The organism is Pseudomonas yamanorum (assembly GCF_900105735.1).
GTDB classification, from domain to species: Bacteria; Pseudomonadota; Gammaproteobacteria; order Pseudomonadales; family Pseudomonadaceae; genus Aquipseudomonas; species Aquipseudomonas yamanorum.
Genome location: NZ_LT629793.1, coordinates 422,272 through 438,521 on the forward strand (window position 1 = coordinate 422,272; position 16,250 = coordinate 438,521).

17 protein-coding genes are annotated in these 16,250 nt (G+C 58.3%); 12 read left to right on the forward strand and 5 right to left on the reverse strand.

Features of this window, described 5'->3' with window-relative positions; genetic code table 11:
- Positions 1-64: 64 nt before the first annotated feature.
- Positions 65-727 carry a DUF2268 domain-containing putative Zn-dependent protease gene (locus tag BLU46_RS02035; RefSeq protein WP_093197883.1) on the reverse strand — a complete coding sequence of 221 codons (663 nt, stop codon included), beginning with the start codon at positions 725-727 and terminating at the stop codon, positions 65-67.
- A 184-nt stretch (positions 728-911) separates the two neighbouring features.
- Here BLU46_RS02035 and BLU46_RS02040 point away from each other — a divergent pair, with 184 nt between their 5' ends.
- Together BLU46_RS02040 and BLU46_RS02045 are read left to right on the forward strand one after the other, a co-directional pair.
- On the forward strand, positions 912-2,009 hold the full coding sequence (locus tag BLU46_RS02040) for a carboxynorspermidine decarboxylase (protein WP_003211413.1): 1,098 nt from the start codon (positions 912-914) through the stop codon (positions 2,007-2,009).
- A gap of 29 nt (positions 2,010-2,038) precedes the next feature.
- Entirely contained in the window at positions 2,039-3,283 is a 1,245-nt protein-coding gene (locus tag BLU46_RS02045; protein ID WP_093197886.1) for a saccharopine dehydrogenase family protein, read from the forward strand.
- Positions 3,284-3,491: 208 nt separating this feature from the next.
- Here the strand turns inward: BLU46_RS02045 and BLU46_RS02050 are convergent, their stop codons facing one another.
- Positions 3,492-4,271, reverse strand: a complete 780-nt coding sequence (locus BLU46_RS02050; RefSeq protein WP_093197888.1) for an IclR family transcriptional regulator — start codon at positions 4,269-4,271, stop codon at positions 3,492-3,494.
- A gap of 215 nt (positions 4,272-4,486) precedes the next feature.
- On the opposite strand from BLU46_RS02050, the gene BLU46_RS02055 reads away from it, so the two are divergent.
- Genes BLU46_RS02055 through BLU46_RS02070 form a run of 4 tightly spaced genes read left to right on the forward strand, consistent with a single transcriptional unit; the run spans position 4,487 to position 7,945 of the window.
- Entirely contained in the window at positions 4,487-5,269 is a 783-nt protein-coding gene (locus BLU46_RS02055) for an ABC transporter substrate-binding protein (RefSeq protein WP_093197892.1), read from the forward strand.
- Positions 5,266-5,934 carry an ectoine/hydroxyectoine ABC transporter permease subunit EhuD gene (gene ehuD, locus BLU46_RS02060; RefSeq protein WP_017475082.1) on the forward strand — a complete coding sequence of 223 codons (669 nt, stop codon included), beginning with the start codon at positions 5,266-5,268 and terminating at the stop codon, positions 5,932-5,934. Before BLU46_RS02055 ends, ehuD begins: the two co-directional genes overlap by 4 nt.
- Positions 5,931-6,683 carry an amino acid ABC transporter ATP-binding protein gene (locus BLU46_RS02065; protein WP_063030951.1) on the forward strand — a complete coding sequence of 251 codons (753 nt, stop codon included), beginning with the start codon at positions 5,931-5,933 and terminating at the stop codon, positions 6,681-6,683. Before ehuD ends, BLU46_RS02065 begins: the two co-directional genes overlap by 4 nt.
- Positions 6,680-7,945 (forward strand): NAD(P)/FAD-dependent oxidoreductase, encoded by a 1,266-nt coding sequence (locus BLU46_RS02070; RefSeq protein ID WP_093197896.1) that lies wholly within the window; start codon positions 6,680-6,682, stop codon positions 7,943-7,945. The genes BLU46_RS02065 and BLU46_RS02070 overlap by 4 nt, the downstream gene beginning before the upstream one ends.
- Before the next feature lie 62 nt (positions 7,946-8,007).
- Here the strand turns inward: BLU46_RS02070 and BLU46_RS02075 are convergent, their stop codons facing one another.
- A complete protein-coding gene (locus BLU46_RS02075; protein WP_093197900.1) occupies positions 8,008-8,694 on the reverse strand; it encodes a M24 family metallopeptidase in 687 nt (228 codons plus the stop codon).
- 193 nt (positions 8,695-8,887) lie between these two features.
- Complete coding sequence (glsB, locus tag BLU46_RS02080; protein WP_010171887.1) at positions 8,888-9,796, reverse strand: glutaminase B; 909 nt, start codon at positions 9,794-9,796, stop codon at positions 8,888-8,890.
- 90 nt (positions 9,797-9,886) lie between these two features.
- Between glsB and BLU46_RS02085 the strand changes: the two genes are divergently transcribed.
- A complete protein-coding gene (locus BLU46_RS02085; protein WP_408003260.1) occupies positions 9,887-10,465 on the forward strand; it encodes a signal peptidase II in 579 nt (192 codons plus the stop codon).
- Between the two features lie 237 nt (positions 10,466-10,702).
- Here BLU46_RS02085 and BLU46_RS02090 read toward each other — a convergent pair whose 3' ends face one another.
- The gene (locus tag BLU46_RS02090) at positions 10,703-11,113 is read right to left on the reverse strand and encodes a hypothetical protein (protein WP_063030957.1); all 411 of its coding nucleotides are present in this window, start codon (positions 11,111-11,113) and stop codon (positions 10,703-10,705) included.
- Between the two features lie 108 nt (positions 11,114-11,221).
- Here BLU46_RS02090 and BLU46_RS02095 point away from each other — a divergent pair, with 108 nt between their 5' ends.
- From BLU46_RS02095 to BLU46_RS02115, 5 genes are all read left to right on the forward strand, one after another.
- Positions 11,222-12,073 (forward strand): AraC family transcriptional regulator, encoded by an 852-nt coding sequence (locus BLU46_RS02095; protein ID WP_063033996.1) that lies wholly within the window; start codon positions 11,222-11,224, stop codon positions 12,071-12,073.
- A 291-nt stretch (positions 12,074-12,364) separates the two neighbouring features.
- A complete protein-coding gene (locus BLU46_RS02100; RefSeq protein WP_017475074.1) occupies positions 12,365-13,093 on the forward strand; it encodes a winged helix-turn-helix domain-containing protein in 729 nt (242 codons plus the stop codon).
- The gene (locus BLU46_RS02105) at positions 13,086-13,841 is read left to right on the forward strand and encodes an EAL domain-containing protein (RefSeq protein ID WP_093197904.1); all 756 of its coding nucleotides are present in this window, start codon (positions 13,086-13,088) and stop codon (positions 13,839-13,841) included. Before BLU46_RS02100 ends, BLU46_RS02105 begins: the two co-directional genes overlap by 8 nt.
- 32 nt (positions 13,842-13,873) lie before the next feature.
- On the forward strand, positions 13,874-14,563 hold the full coding sequence (locus tag BLU46_RS02110; RefSeq protein WP_093197908.1) for a winged helix-turn-helix domain-containing protein: 690 nt from the start codon (positions 13,874-13,876) through the stop codon (positions 14,561-14,563).
- Positions 14,564-14,783: 220 nt separating this feature from the next.
- Positions 14,784-16,178 (forward strand): undecaprenyl-phosphate glucose phosphotransferase, encoded by a 1,395-nt coding sequence (locus BLU46_RS02115; RefSeq protein ID WP_063030963.1) that lies wholly within the window; start codon positions 14,784-14,786, stop codon positions 16,176-16,178.
- The last annotated feature ends 72 nt before the right edge of the window (positions 16,179-16,250 follow it).

The window sequence follows — 16,250 nt, forward strand, 5'->3', positions numbered from 1 at the left end:
CGCTAAAGTTCGACGGCTCCCACAGGGGATTGGGGTTGCTTGGTGGTTTTGTGTTTTTTCAGCGTCAGGCCACCAGCCCCTCTTTGGCGGCGTTGGCGAGTATGTCGTGGGCGGGCACGTTGACCCAGGTGGCGGCGTCCACGTCGCCCTGCTTTGCCAGCCAGGCTTCCACCATCTGGTAGCCCAGCGTGTACCCCAGCCACCTCGGCCGTGCGCCGGTACCAAAGAACCATTCGCTGTGGTCGTAATACGTGGCTTCGAGAAGCTGGCGGTCTACCGGTGCACTCAGCAGTTCCTGGGGTGCAAGCGCCCGCTCCCACAACTCCGGCTCACTGCCCAGGACCCGTCGTACAAACTGCCCGGCCAGGCCTTCACTGACCATCGCCTCCCCCAGCGTCCAGCCATAACCCGGGCCCGTCATGCGCAGGCAATGGTGCACCTCATGCACCACGTGCCGGCGCAATGCTCCGCTTTGCAGGCTGGCGAGGAAATTCGGGTTGTCGGGGTCAAGGGTCATGCTGAACAGGGTGCTGCGATAAGCACGGCCCACCAGGCCGAGTTCCGGCAGGGTCTCCCCCGGCAATCGCTGGATCAGAATGTCCAGGCGCGGCGGCGGCATCATCTGCGCAATGGCCCCGTAAGCGACTTCACATTCACGGATCAGCTCAGCGCGAAACTGCGCCAGGCTCCCCGAAGCTTCCAGCCAATGCAGCGTCCATGCGTCCATTCTCACCTCTCGTCGCCGAAGCCGTGGTCCGTTATCAAAGCGGCTCATCATACCGACGGGCTGTCATATTCACAGGCCAGCTTATAACCGGGCCAGCAAATTCCGCTGACTAACCTTTCGATCTGTCCCAAGTGCGGGCACAATGCGTGTCCTTTTTTGGCAGGCACCGCCGCAGGCTCTGAAAATGATCAAAACGCCGTACTACCTCATCGACAAACAGAAGCTTCTGGTCAACATGCAGAAGATCGCCTACGTGCGCGAACAGTCCGGCGCCAAGGCTCTGCTGGCCCTCAAGTGTTTCGCCACCTGGTCGGTGTTCGACCTGATGCAGGAATACATGGACGGCACCACCTCGTCGTCGTTGTACGAGCTGAAGCTGGGTCGCCAGAAGTTCGAAGGTGAAGCTCACGCCTACAGCGTGGCCTGGGCCGACGATGAAATCGAAGAGATGCTCGATAACTGCGACAAGATCATCTTCAACTCCATCAGCCAGCTGCAGCGCTTTGCCGAACGCAGCGAAGGCAAGACCCGCGGCTTGCGCGTCAACCCGCAAGTGAGCAGCTCCGACTACCTGCTGGCCGACCCGGCGCGCCCGTTCAGCCGTCTCGGCGAGTGGGACCCGGTGAAGATCGAAGGTGTGATCGAGCAGATCTCCGGCTTCATGTTCCACAACAACTGCGAGAACGGTGACTTCAACCTGTTCGACCAGATGCTCAACACCATCGAAGAACGCTTCGGCGCACTGCTGCACAAGGTCAACTGGGTCAGCCTCGGCGGCGGCATCCACTTTACCGGTGAAGGCTATGCCATCGACGCCTTCTGCCAGCGCCTCAAGGCGTTCTCGCAGAAGTACGACGTGCAGGTGTACCTGGAACCCGGCGAAGCGGCGATCACCAACAGCGCCTCCCTGGAAGTGACCGTGCTCGACACCCTCTACAACGGCAAGAACCTCGCCGTGGTAGACAGCTCCATCGAAGCCCACCTGCTGGATCTGCTGATCTATCGCCTCAACGCCAAGCTGGCGCCAAGCAATGGCGAACACACCTACATGGTGTGCGGCAAGTCGTGCCTGGCCGGGGACATCTTCGGTGAGTACCAATTTGATCAGCCGCTGGCCATCGGCGATCGACTGTCGTTCATCGACACGGCAGGCTACACCATGGTCAAGAAAAACTGGTTCAACGGCCTGAAAATGCCGTCCATCGTAGTGAAACAACTCGACGGTACAGTCGAAGTGGTTCGTGAATTTGGTTACGACGACTACCTGTCCAGCCTTTCGTAAAGCGGACAGATAAAGGAGAGATAAAGCAATTGAAAAAGAACGTTCTTATCATTGGTGCAGGAGGTGTCGCCAAGGTGGTGGCCCACAAGTGCGCGCAGCACAACGACGAACTCGGTCGTATTGCTATCGCGTCGCGCAACATCTCCAAATGCCAGGCCATCATCGACAGCGTCAAGGCCAAGGGTAGCCTCAAGGTACCCGCCCAGATTCAAGCCTTTGCGCTGAACGCTTTGGACGTGGAAGCGACCAAGGCACTGATCCGCGAAACCGAATCGCAGATCGTCATCAACGTCGGTTCCGCGTTCCTCAACATGTCGGTACTGCGTGCCTGCATCGACACGGGCGTGGCGTACCTCGACACCGCCATCCACGAAGAGCCGGGCAAGGTCTGCGAGACCCCGCCGTGGTACGGCAACTACGAGTGGAACCACCTGGAAGAGTGCAAACAGAAGAACATCACGGCCATTCTCGGCGTGGGCTTCGACCCGGGTGTCGTCAACGCGTATGCCGCGCTGGCGCAGCAAAAGCATTTCGACCGCATTGATTCGATCGACATTCTCGACGTCAATGCCGGCTCCCATGGCAAATATTTCGCCACCAATTTCGACCCGGAAATCAACTTCCGCGAATTCACCGGACAGGTGTGGAGCTGGCAGAACAGCCAGTGGACCAGCAACACCATGTTCGAAGTCAAACGTACCGACGACCTGCCTGTGGTCGGTTCGCAGAACCTGTACCTGACCGGCCACGATGAAGTGCACTCGCTGTCGAAAAACCTCGACGTGCCCAATGTGCGTTTCTGGATGAGCTTCGGCGAACACTACATCAACGTGTTCACCGTGCTGAAAAACCTCGGCCTGCTCTCCGAAAAACCGGTCACCACCGCCGAAGGCCTGGAAGTCGTGCCGCTGAAACTGGTCAAGGCCGTGCTGCCCGACCCGTCGTCGCTGGCACCGGGCTACACCGGCAAGACCTGCATCGGCGACCTGGTCAAGGGCACCAAGGATGGCCAGCCACGCGAGCTGTTCATCTACAACGTGGCCTGCCACGAAGAAGCCTTTGCCGAGACCGACAGCCAGGGCATCTCCTACACCGCTGGCGTACCGCCTGTAGCCGCAGCGCTGCTGGTTGCCCGTGGCGAGTGGGATGTGAAGCACATGGCCAACGTCGAAGAACTGCCGGCTGAGCCGTTCCTGAAGGCGCTGGACGTGATGGGCTTGCCGACTCGGATCAAAGACGAGAACAGTGACCGTGCCTGGGATGCGATTGCCTGATAGGCGATCGTTGACCGAACAAAAAAATGCGCCCTCAAGGGCGCATTTTTTGTTGGGGCCAACCCAAACCTCAAAGCAATGAAAATCAAATGTGGGAGCTGGCTTGCCTGCGATAGCGGTGGGTCAGAACCGTATGGGCTAACTGACCCACCGCTATCGCAGGCAAGCCAGCTCCCACACTGACCGTGTTGTTTGTTCGATAGCTTACCTATTCAAGGTTGCGCGCCGAATTGCTCAACGCCCTTGAACACTGCAACAACGCCGGCGCCAACTGCTTCTCCGCATCCGCCCTGCTCCACCGACTGGTGGGCGCCACCACATGCACCGCCGCTACCGGCCGGCCATTCGCCCCCAGCACCGGCGCGCCGATGGTCATGTCGCCCAGGAACAGCTCCTGGCCATTCACCGCATAGCCCTGTTCGCGCACCTGCTGCAACGACGCCATGATCCTGTCGACCTCAGTCAACGTCTGGCTGGTATGCGCTACCCGCTGGCTGTTCTCGATCAATGCCAACGCCTCATCCTGCGGCAACGCGCTCAAATACGCCCGGCCCGACGCCGTGCAGTACATCGGCACCCGCGAGCCAATCGGCATGTGTACCGGCACAAAGCCTGAGCTGACAAACCGCGCGATATAGGTCATGTCGTAACCCGCAGGCTCGGTCAGGCACGAGGTTTCTCCGGTCAGGCGGGTCAATTCCGAGAGGAACGGGTTGGCCACCTCAATCAACGAATGCGCATCCAGATAACTGAAACCCAACTCCAGCACCCGCGGTGTGAGTTGGTAATGGCGCGTGCGCGAGTGTTTCCGAAGGTAACCCAGGCTCTCCAGGGTAAACACCATGCGCTGGGCCGAGCTTTTGGTCATGCCGGCGGCCTCGGCCACCTCTGCAAGGCTCATGCTGCGGCGCTGTGCGCTGAATGCCTTGAGCACCGACAGGCCTTTTTCCAGGGATTGGTTATGCAAGCTATTGCGTTCTTCAGACATGGCGAACTCGCGGTCAGGTCGATCAGGCGTGGCGATATTTCTACACCAAACTGCCAAATTCGACCACTTAAAATCGAATACCGATACGAATGGTTCATTTTATCTATTTTCTATACCGAAAAACGATTTTATTGAATCGAAATGGCATAGAGCTTGCGGTTTGCTTTCCAACCGCTTGCGGTACTGACGATCCGTTTTCCTTCTGGAGTAACCCGATGAACAGTCTTTCGCCCTTGTTTCGCCGCCTCGCCTTCGGTATCTGCGCCACCTTTTGCGTGGCAACCGTGCACGCCGCCGGTGCGGCCTCGTACAAAGTCGGTGCAACGGCCAGCGGTTCGCCGTTCACCTTCCTCGACATCAAGAGCAACAGCATCCAGGGCGTGATGGTCGACGTCGCCAATGCCGTGGGCAAGGCCGGTGGTTTCACCAGCGAAATCGAGCAGACCAACTTTGCCGCACTGATTCCGTCCCTGACTTCCGGCAAGCTCGACTTCATCGCCGCCGGCATGCTCAAGACCCCGGAGCGCGCGCAGGTGGTGGACTTCAGCGCACCGGTGTACGCCTACGGCGAAGGCCTGATCGTGAGTGCGGACGACAACGCAACCTATACCGACCTGAGTTCCTTGAAGGGCCAAGTGGTCGGCGTACAAACCGGCACGATCTTCTACGACATGCTCAACAAACTGGGGATTTTCAAGGAAATCCGCACCTACGACTCCATTGGCGAAATGGTCCGCGACCTGAGCCTGGGCCGCATCAAGGCCGCGGTGGGTGACCAGCCGGTAGTGGCTTACCAGATCCGCCAGAAGCTGTTCAAAGGCGTGAAGCTCGCCGCCGACTACAAGCCGGTGAACGTCGGCGAGGTGTGCCTGGTGGTGCGCAAGGGCGACAGCGAAACCCTCGCGCGCCTGAACCAGGCCATCGCCAGCATCAAGGCTGACGGTACCCTGGAAGCGATCCTCAAGAAGTGGGGACTTGATGCCCAGGTGCAGCCATGAACCCGGCTGAATTCCTGCAAAACGCCCGTGACTTCCTGCCGATCCTGCTTCAGGGCGCCTGGGTGACGATTCAGATCACCGTGTTGTCGTTCCTGCTCAGCAGCGCCATCGGCCTGGTGTTGGCGTTGCTCAAGCTGTCGCCGATCCGCGCGCTGTCGTGGGCGGCGAGCACCGTGATCAATGTGATTCGCGGCCTGCCGATCATCGTGCAACTGTTCTACATCTACTTCGTGTTGCCGGACATGGGCGTACACCTCAGCGCGTTCCAGGCGGGCGTGATCGGCATGGGCATCGCCTACTCGGCGTACCAGGCAGAAAACTTCCGTACCGGCATCATCGCCGTCGAACAGGGCCAGCGTGAAGCCGCCGAAGCCCTGGGGATGCGCTCGGTGCTGATGATGCGCCGGGTGATCCTGCCCCAGGCCTTTCGCATCGCCTTGCCGCCCTACGGCAACACCCTGGTGATGATGCTCAAGGACTCGTCCCTGGTGTCCACCATCACCGTGGCCGAGATGACGCGCCAGGGCCAACTGATCGCCTCATCCACCTTCCAGAACATGACCGTCTACACCCTGGTCGCCCTGCTCTACCTGCTGATGAGCCTGCCGCTGGTGTATGGCCTGCGCCGCATGGAACAGCACTTGGGCCGGAGGAAAAAAGCATGATCGAGATTCGCCAACTGCAAAAACACTACGGCACCCATCGCGTGCTGCACGGCGTCGACCTGGACGTGGCCAAGGGCGAAGTGGTGTGCCTGATCGGCCCGTCCGGCTCGGGCAAATCCACCCTGCTGCGCTGCATCAACGCCCTGGAAGCCTACGACGGCGGCACCATCCGCGTATTCGGCGAGACCGTGCAGCGCAGCAGCAAGACCGTCCACGCATTGCGCAGCCGTATGGGCATGGTGTTCCAGCGCTTCAACCTGTTCCCCCATCGCACCGTGCTGGAAAACGTGATGGAAGGCCCGGTGTACGTCAAAGGCGAACCGCTGAAACAGGCCCGGGAAGAAGCCCTGGCGCTGCTGGATAAAGTCGGCCTGTCGGCCAAGGCCGATGCCTATCCGGAACAACTCTCCGGCGGCCAGCAACAACGGGTGGCCATCGCCCGCGCACTGGCGATGAAACCCGACGCCATGCTGTTCGATGAACCCACCTCGGCCCTCGACCCGGAACTGGTGGGCGATGTGCTGGAGGTGATGCGCACCCTGGCCGATGAAGGCATGACCATGATTGTGGTGACCCACGAAATGGGCTTTGCCCGGGAAGTGGCCGACCGCGTGTGCTTCCTGCACGGCGGCTACATCGTGGAGAGCGGGCCGGCCGAGCAGGTACTGGGCAACCCGCAACAGCCGCGCACCCAGGACTTCCTGCGCCGCGTGCTGCATCCCACGGCCAACACCCGGAGCCTGTCATGAAGTCACTCTGGGCGGCGACCGCGCCCGCTGCACCGCCGACACCCGCGCTGGCTGAGTCCTTGAAGGTGGACGTGGCCATCGTCGGCGCCGGGTACACCGGCTTGTCCACGGCCCTGCACCTGGCGGAACGTGGCGTGAGCGTGTGCGTGCTGGAAGCCAACGAACCCGGCTGGGGTGCGTCCGGGCGCAATGGCGGGCAAGTCAACCCGACGCTCAAATACGACCCGGATCAACTGGTGCAGAGGTACGGCGCCGAGCGTGCCGAGCCGCTGATCAACACGGTGTCCAACTCGGCAGACCTGGTGTTCAACCTGATCGAACGCCATGGCATTGACTGTGCGCCCACTCGCAAAGGCTGGATGCAGGTTTCCTATTCCGAAAAAGGCGTGGCGGGCCTGCATGCCCGGGCCGAACAATGGGAGCGCCGCGGGGTACCGGTGCAGCGCCTCGATGCCCGCGCGGTGTCCACCCGCATGGGCAGCCAGGCGTTTGCCGGTGGCTGGTTGGACGGTCGCGCCGGTGCCATCCAACCCTTGGCCTATGCTCGGGGCCTGGTGCGTGCAGCGCAGGCGGCGGGCGTACGCATTCACGGGCAAAGCGCCGTGACCGCGATGCAACAGGCGGGTGCTGGCTGGAAGTTGCAAACCGCCAGCGGCGCGCAGGTGTCTGCCGGCCAAGTGGTGCTGGCCACCAACGGCTACAGCGGCGACTTGTGGCCCGGCATGACCCAGAGTGTGCTCGCGGCCAACAGTTTTATCGTCGCCACCCGGCCCTTGAGCGGGCCTGCGGCAGAGAGCATTTTGCCGGGCCAGGAAACCGTCTCAACCGCGCAGCGCCTGCTGCTGTACTTCCGCAAGGATGCCCATGGTCGCCTGCTGATGGGCGGGCGCGGGTTGTTCGAAGATCCCACCGGGCCAGCGGACTTTGCGCACCTGGAACGCTCGCTGGCGTTGTTGTTTCCGCAACTGGGCAAGCTGGACTTCGAGTACCGCTGGGCAGGACGGATCGCGATCACCCGGGACTTTATGCCTCACGTTCACGAGCCCGCACCGGGCTTGACCCTGGCGCTGGGTTGCAACGGGCGCGGGATTGCGTTGTGTACCAGCCTGGGCCAGCAACTGGCGGGACGTTTATGTGACAGCCGTTCAGCGTTCGCGTACCCGGTGACACCTTTGCAACGGTTGCCGATGCATGGCTTGCAACGCTTCTACATCGGCGCGGGCGTGGCGTGGTACAGCCTGCTGGATCGCCTCTCCTTGTAGGCGCGAGCTTGCTCGCGAAAAACTCAAAGGCGCCGCGTCTCCTAAGGAGACCGGCGCCCTCGTCAAAGCTCGCAGACCTCACCCTCGTCGCCGAAGAAATAGATATTCTCGTGTTTATACCCCCAGCGACCGCCTCGCTCGCGAATATGCGGTTCGAAGGTAAAGCACGCCACTTCCTCAAGACGTCGGTGATTTCCCGCCTCAATGTAGAGCCGCCGGTCACGCTGTTCGCAGATGCTGTGACCGACGTTGCCAGCGAAATCTAGGTTCTCGAAACCCTCGGATGCGATCAGGTCATTGGCGAACGCGTGGAGATCGTTGAACGTGGTTTCAGGCCGGGCGAATGTGCGCATCATCGCGTGTAGCTGGTGCTCGATTTCGTAGCCCCTGCTGAACTCGCCCCCCACCGGCACCGCCCGGCACACGCCCTCCTCCACATAGAAAGAGCGGGCACAGTCGCCCCACACATTGCCTGCTCTCGGGCTCAAATCCACCGTGATCAGATTGTGTAAACCAACGGCTTCATCACTGGGCCGATAGTCGCGTCCCGACACCGAAAGCGCACTGCGCGAACCCAGCAACACGAAGGCCGGGCAGTCGTAATACCAGGTCTCCGGATAACCGGAATCCGCAAGCATCTGCGTCGCCATTTCGGCGATGGAGGCTTCGGTGGACTGTGGCGTGATTCGCGTAACGAGCTGCTGCAGCACCGACTTGGCGGCGGCCTGGACCACGCGATTAGGCAACATGGATTGTCTCTGACGGATGGGGGATTGCGTCGATAGTATCAGCACCCTCCTCGACAGGGAGACGTGCTCGGATTTTAAGCTCGTTCCCACGCTCCGCGTGGGAATGCAGACTGTGACGCTCCGCGTCACAAAGGCAGACGCAGAGCGTCCAGGGCAGCGCTCCCACGCAGAGCGTGGGAGCGATCAAGTCTCTTCAAAAAACCGACCATCCGATACGCTCGCTCAACAACTCCAACGCCTTCATCCCCGCCAGGGAATTGCCCGCCGCATTCAGCTCCGGTGACCACACGCACACCGTAAACTGCCCCGGCACTACCGCGAGAATTCCGCCGCCTACCCCGCTCTTGCCCGGCAAGCCAACGCGATAAGCAAAGTTCCCCGCCTCGTCATACAGCCCGCTGGTGGCCATGATCGAGTTCACTTGCTTGGTCTGCCGCGCCGTCAGAATCTGCTCGCCGCTGTGGGTGCACACGCCTTCATTCGCCAGAAAGCAAAACGCCTTGGCCAAATCCAGGCAGCTCATCTGCAACGCGCAGTAGTTGAAGTAGCTGTGCAGCACTGCATCCACGTCATTGTGGAAGTTGCCGAACGACTTCATCAGATACGCCATCGCCGCATTGCGCGCACCGTGCTGAGCTTCAGATTCAGCCACGACACTGTTGACCAGAATCTGCGGATTGCCCGACAGCCGCCGCACGAAGTCGCGCATGGACAGGATCGGCACGGCAAAGCGCGATTGGTTAATGTCGCAGATCACCAGGGCACCGGCATTGATAAACGGATTGCGTGGCCGCCCGCGCTCAAACTCCAGCTGCACCATGGAGTTGAACGGTTGCCCCGACGGTTCGTGACCCAGGCGCTCCCAGATGCTTTCGCCGCCATGGTCGATGGCCTGCACCAGGCTGAACACCTTGGAGATGCTCTGCACGGAGAACAGGGTGTGAGCATCGCCCGCGCAATAGAACGAGCCGTCATTGCCATACACGGCAATGCCCAGTTGCTGCGCCGGTACGTCGGCCAATGCGGGAATGTAATCGGCGACCTTGCCGAGGCCGATCAGTGGACGAACTTCGTCGAGGATCGACTCCAGGAGGGCCTGCATGTTGTGTTCTGGCATGGTTTGGGAATAGTTGTTGAGCGGGGCGCGGAGGATACCTGAAACGCCGGGGCCAGGCAGGCTGCTGGTGCAAAGATGGACGCTGCGCAGGCCGTGCGATATCTTCTGGCCGCCGCCGATTCAGGCGAAAACACACGAAGGAATGGAATGTTGAAGATGCAGGACGCTTTGAGAGGACGAAGCTTTGCTGTGCTGATGGGCATTGCCTTTATTGCCCTGGACCAGTTGATCAAACTGCTGGCGCTATTTTCGCTGCAAGCCACGACGTTACGATTCGGTTCAAGCCCGGTGAACATGGCGTTGGAACTGAGCCTGAACCCGGGCGCATTCCTCAGCCTCGGCGCTGGTTTGCCAACCCGGGTCAAGCAACTGATCTTTATCGTCGGTGTGGCCGCCGTAGTGTGTTGGGCCGGTTATTGGGCCTGGAAGAATTGGAACCATTCCCTGCCCAAAGCCGCGCCGCTTTTTTTGATTGCCCTGGGCGGCGCCGGGAATTTGATCGACCGGGTCTTTCGTGACGGCCATGTCGTCGATTACATGGTGGTGAATGTCGGCTCGCTGCATACAGGCGTATTCAATCTTGCGGATATCGCGATCACTTTGGGTGCGTTGTTGCTGATGGTTGATCTGTTCAAGAAGCCGGGTAACGTCTGAGGTTTGTCCAGTCAACCCGAATGGCTGCCGGAAAACCCTGAACACTTGTGGGAGCTGTCGAGCTTTAGCGAGGCTGCGATGGCGTCAGTTCTGCGACATTGAGGTCGGCTGACCCACCGCTTTCGCAGCCTCGCTGAAGCTCGACAGCTCCTACGTTTGATGTTCTTTCCAGCCCGCCATGCGCGCCCTTGAACGCCACCGAAAACAAAAAAAGCTCAGCAACACCCCCCTCTCCACTCAAAAGTGCGCCACATCCGACACCTGGGTATCCAGCACGTCCCGCGCCAGTGCCCAAGCCTGATCCGTGGATTCGACTACCAATAACGGGTAGCCCCACGCCTTGCCAAACATCACCGCAAACGGCTTGAGCGCCAGGCGTTTGGCCGCGCTGGGCTCTACCTGGATCATGCCTTTGACGAAAGCACGCAGGGCCACCTTGTTCTTCTTCATCCAGATAGAAGCTTGTTTGCGCTCTTCGTGGGAGTGCTCGTGAGCGCTTTCGTCCACGGCTTTTTCATGCAGCAGTACGAAGGGCTCTTCGCGTTGCAACAACGCCTCGAAGGCCACAAAGGTGTCTTGCGGTGGCGTGTCGCTGGGGGCGTCAAATACGATTTTCACCACAGGGAATGTAGAACTGTCGAGTTGCATGGGAAGCGCCTTTAACGAGAATGTTTCTCATAATAGCCATGCCATCACTGGACGCCATTGCACAGAATGGCCAGAATGTTTCGCAATCCAGCCACGACGCACACCCCCATGTATAACCACCGCCTCGAAACCCGTGACCCATTGCGCCCGGCCCTTGCCGATGCGATTCCCCGTGCCGTGGTCGCGGTGAGCGCCTCGAGCACTTCTGCCAGTTGGGAGCACGCACCGCACCAGCACCGCAAGGGTCAGTTGATGTACACGTTGCGCGGGGTGATCCATTGCGTCATCGAAGAAGGTATCTGGATCGTGCCTCCCCAGTGCGCTTTGTGGATTCCGGGCGGTCTTTCCCATGCCGCACGCGGTTCCGGGGCTGCAGATGTGTACTGCCTGCTGGTCGACCCAGACGCCGCCGGTGCCCTGCCACAGCAATGCTGCACGCTGGCGGTATCACCGTTGTTACACGAATTGATCAGCAAGGCCGTCAGCTTCCCACCGCTCTACGACACCGAGGGCGCCCAGGGCCGGTTGGTGGCCACGCTGCTGGACGAACTGGCGCTGGCACCGGTTGAGGCCCTGCACTTGCCCATGCCACGGGACGTTCGGCTCAGGCGCCTGGCCGACAGTTTGCTGGCCAACCCCAGCGACAAGGCCACCCTGGGGGAATGGGCCGTGCGCATCGGCATGAGCGAACGCAGCATGACGCGATTGTTGCTGGAGGAGATTGGCCTGAGTTTCGGCCGCTGGCGCCGGCAGCTGCATGTGATCCTGTCGCTGCAGCGCCTGGCCAAAGGCGAAAGCGTGCAGACGGTAGCGCTGGACCTCGGCTATGAAAACGCCAGCGGCTTTATCACCATGTTCCGCAAGGCCATCGGCCAACCCCCGGCGCGCTACCTCGCCGACCGCGCGAGCATCTCCCAGCACACACCCCCCGCTATCGCGTTGCTGGATTATTATAAATAGTCACGTATAAGCATTTTTAGAGCTTAAGGACTAGAAGGGTTAAATCATTCCAGCCAAAAAATATCAACCCGCCTAAAATACTTATCGCACACTAAAAAATTTGCACTAGCATATGAGTACTCCCGCCCAGAAACCCACGTTCAACACCCGCCTGAAATCCGCCTTATCCCCTGCAAATAACGTGGCGAATGTTAAAATTTGTCACGTTTTGGCGTATTCAATTCGATTAACATCTAAACGCCTGCAGCGATTGAATTGACGGCCTCGCATGCCGGAAAAGGGAGCAACGTGATGCATTTTTCCAACGTCCTCGCTATTGCACGGACCCCATCGAAATCCGAGGACTTCAGCGAGCTTATAGTTCGTACTGTACCGAAAAATCTAAAAGTCGATACACGCTCCTACGGCCAACTGATTGGTCCCTGTGAAAGCCATGGACATTACCGTGCCATCATCATAGAGATCGACACCCCCTCCGCCAGCACTCAAACGCTGGACATCATTAAAAAAACCAGATCGGAAAATCCTGGAAGCACGATTTTCCTGGTTGTCACCTTCGCCACCACACTAAGCAAAACCAAATATTATCTCGCAGGCGCCGACTACTGCATAAAGGTGGTCGAGAGCTCGCCCGAGAAAAAACTTGCCCTGTTTGCCGCGTTCCTCAGCGAGACGTACTGGCTAAGTAATACTGATTTGCTACTCGATCAGGACCGCATGTGCATCTACGGGGGAGGCAAAAAGCTCGAAATCTCCTTCGTTGAAATGAAAGTACTTGAAGCGCTCATTCATAATCGATTGCTCAGCCATGATGAAATTGCCGTGGTCATGGGGCTTAACGCCCGATTTTATGATTCCAGGGCACTCGAAAAATCAATTAGCCGTTTGCGCGGCAAAATAAAGTCGCACTATGGAAGTAATATTATTCAAAGCATCCGGGGTTACGGCTACAAACTAAGCAGAGGGCTCGCTTCGGTTAATCATATTCAACCCGTCAGGGAGCGGCCGAACCGTGAATAGCGGAACTCTATTGCTTGCGGACTCTGTCGACTTTACATTTTCACGACAAGCGATACTTGAACGAAGTTGTGCGTTATGGGGCAGCGAGGTCCGAGTCCATGCCGAGCATGTTCTTGACAACCTGCCCGCTGATACGTGCGCCTTTTATTCTGAGCAACTTAAAATCGCCTACAGTGAAGCCCTGCGATACACCAGACCGAGTTCGGCCGTTCAACAAGGAAAACGTTTGCGTGTGGACAAAAGTGCGGGCCTCCATAAGTTTCTCCGAATCGAGCAGTCATTATTGATTAATGAGGACCTGCTCAAGGAAATTGTCAGCACTTCCAACACCTTGGAAAAACACAAACAACAACTCATCGTCAGCGTCGAAAATACGCTGGATACTCTACCGGGCCCGGTGGAGCGTCGAAACATGATCCGCCAACTCTATAGCCTGAAAGACCGAAGCAGCCTGAAACTTGCCTATAACAATTACACACTCGATACAAAAAAAGCTGACCTGCTGATCGACTTGAGTCTTTATGACTATATAAAAATGCCTTTTCCAGACTCGGCCCTCAGGCTCAGTCTGAACACGCGTTCGGGCCTGTTCGACCGACTTTACGACCAGATGCTGGGGGTGATGAGCACCTCCCGAGTCTCGTTCATCGCCGAAAACGTCGAGCACGCCGACAGCGCACTTCTCGCCAGACGCTTGCCTTTTGACTATTTTCAGGGCCCCTACTTCTCCCCTGCTGATAGTTTATGAACCCCCGTACTTTCCTGGAATCGGTGAATGCCATGAGTTCTCTCAAGAAACACACATTTACATCGACGTACCCGTCAATCGCACTGTACGATTTCACGCCAAATGTGGCATTTTTACATTACGACGTCGACAGCGGTCCGCTGATCGAAACGGCAGAAAAAACATCGGACGCTTCGACCAGTTCCTATGCCGTTACCAGTGAGCAGAACTTTAATCTCTGGCTCAGCAACTATGTGGCCGCGAAAAGACTTTACGAGGCCAGCAATCGCCTGACCCGAAAACTTTACGACGCCTCAAAAAACCCGAACATCACCGCATTAAAATCAGACGCTCCACACCCGCACCTTAATAACACTCCGACCGAAACTGTTAATGCAACACCCGTATTGCGCACTCCCGATGTCTGGCTGCTTACCCAGCAAGACCGGGCACTGGTGAAAGGCGGGCTACGAATTTCGTTGACCACCATTGAGTCGGCGCTGATTAAAAAGATGCTGCACCATGAAGAACGTGTGGTGAGCAAGGAAGAACTTATTCGCAATATCGGGCGCGAACCCGACCTCTATCGCGGGCTTGAAATGTGCCTTAGCCGGCTGCAGGACAAGTTCAAACGCGTCAACGATGGCGAGCGCCTGTTCCGGGCGGTACGCAATCGCGGTTATTGCCTCACACAGAAAATAAAAAGCCCGTTGAGCAACCGCAATAACGTCGCCGAACAATAATTATTTCATAAAAATTACAATTCACCCTGCCTATTAAAACCTCGTTATATCTGCCATTTTATAACAACATGACCGCGTTATAAGTCGTCAGCCATTGCTCCCTGCCATTTATTACTATCAATACGCACGCCTACGCGTGCGCCTGCCATTTGATAGTCATTAAAACCACGCCTCGCTTTAACCTGCCAGTACGTGAGTGGATACCACAGGGAGCAGAAGTATGCTTAACAACAGAAGAATGCATCGTAACCTTACACCCAAGGGTCTGACCTTTTGGGGGCAGTGGGCAATTGCCTTGAGTGTGGTCGTTGTACTTTTGTTTTCACTCGTACTGTTCAAGACCGGACAATTGGAATCCCACTACCGGATATTGGCAGCCATTACAATACTGGCCTCTATACCGGCGTACATGTTATGTGACGTCTATAGCAAAAAAGATGACTTTTTTGTTGGGCTGGGACGGTTATTCACCGGCTGGTTATTGACCTTGGGCATATTATCGGCGGTTGGCATTGCCTGTAATGCCAGCTCGCTGTTTCCCTTGGAGATCCTGCTACTCTGGGCAGCAGTGAGCTATCCAATACTAGCACTCTGCTACATTCCGATTCACAGTCTGTCCAGGTACTACCATCGGCAACTTCACGAGCGCCAGAAATCACTGATTATTGGCACGGGCAAACTAGCGACGGACTTGGCCAATACGCTTGCCAGGCAAAAACGCTCACCCTTAGTCGGCCTCGTCGGCCCCAACACCGCGTCCCCCCAGGGCAGCACTCAACCGCAGATTCTCGGCGACTTGCCCGACCTTCCCTCATTGATCCGAGCGCACGGCATACGCCGGCTGTACATCACCCACTCCCTTCAAGAAGCCACGCACATCGAGGCGCTCTACCTCAACCTGCTGGAGATCAGCGTGGACGTGATTTGGGTGCCCGACCTCAACAACATGCTGCTGCTCAATCACAGCGTGGCCGAGGTAGACGGCCTACCTGCAATCTTCCTTAATGAGAGCCCGCTGACCAGTCGCCCCACGGCGGCACTGAGCAAGTCACTGCTGGACAAGAGCCTGGCGCTGTTGGCGATTGTGCTGCTCAGCCCTTTGTTGTTGCTGTTCGCCCTGCTGATCAAGCTCACCTCCCCCGGCCCGGTGATTTTCAAGCAGGACCGTCACGGCTGGAATGGTGAGGTGATCAAGGTCTGGAAATTTCGCTCGATGCGCGTGCATGACGACCAGGAAGTGCGCCAGGCCAGCCGCAACGACTCACGCATAACCCCCGTGGGGCGTTTTATCCGCCGTACCTCCATCGACGAGCTGCCGCAGCTGTTCAACGTGCTGCAAGGGCACATGGCACTGGTGGGACCACGCCCCCATGCCGTGGCCCACAATGACTATTACTCGGGCAAGATTCGCGCTTACATGGCGCGGCATCGCATCAAGCCCGGCATCACCGGCCTGGCGCAAGTCAACGGCTGCCGGGGCGAAACCGAGACCCTGGAGAAGATGCAGCAACGGGTCGATATCGACCTGCGCTATATCAACAACTGGTCGCTGTGGCTGGACATCAAAATCCTGTTCAAGACGCCATTTACCCTGCTCTCCAAAGACATTTACTAAGCCCTCCCTTCCCCCGCGCCGCCCCACCGGCGGCGCGGGGCACCAGGCGCCCTTAGGGGCGCTATCGGCCCC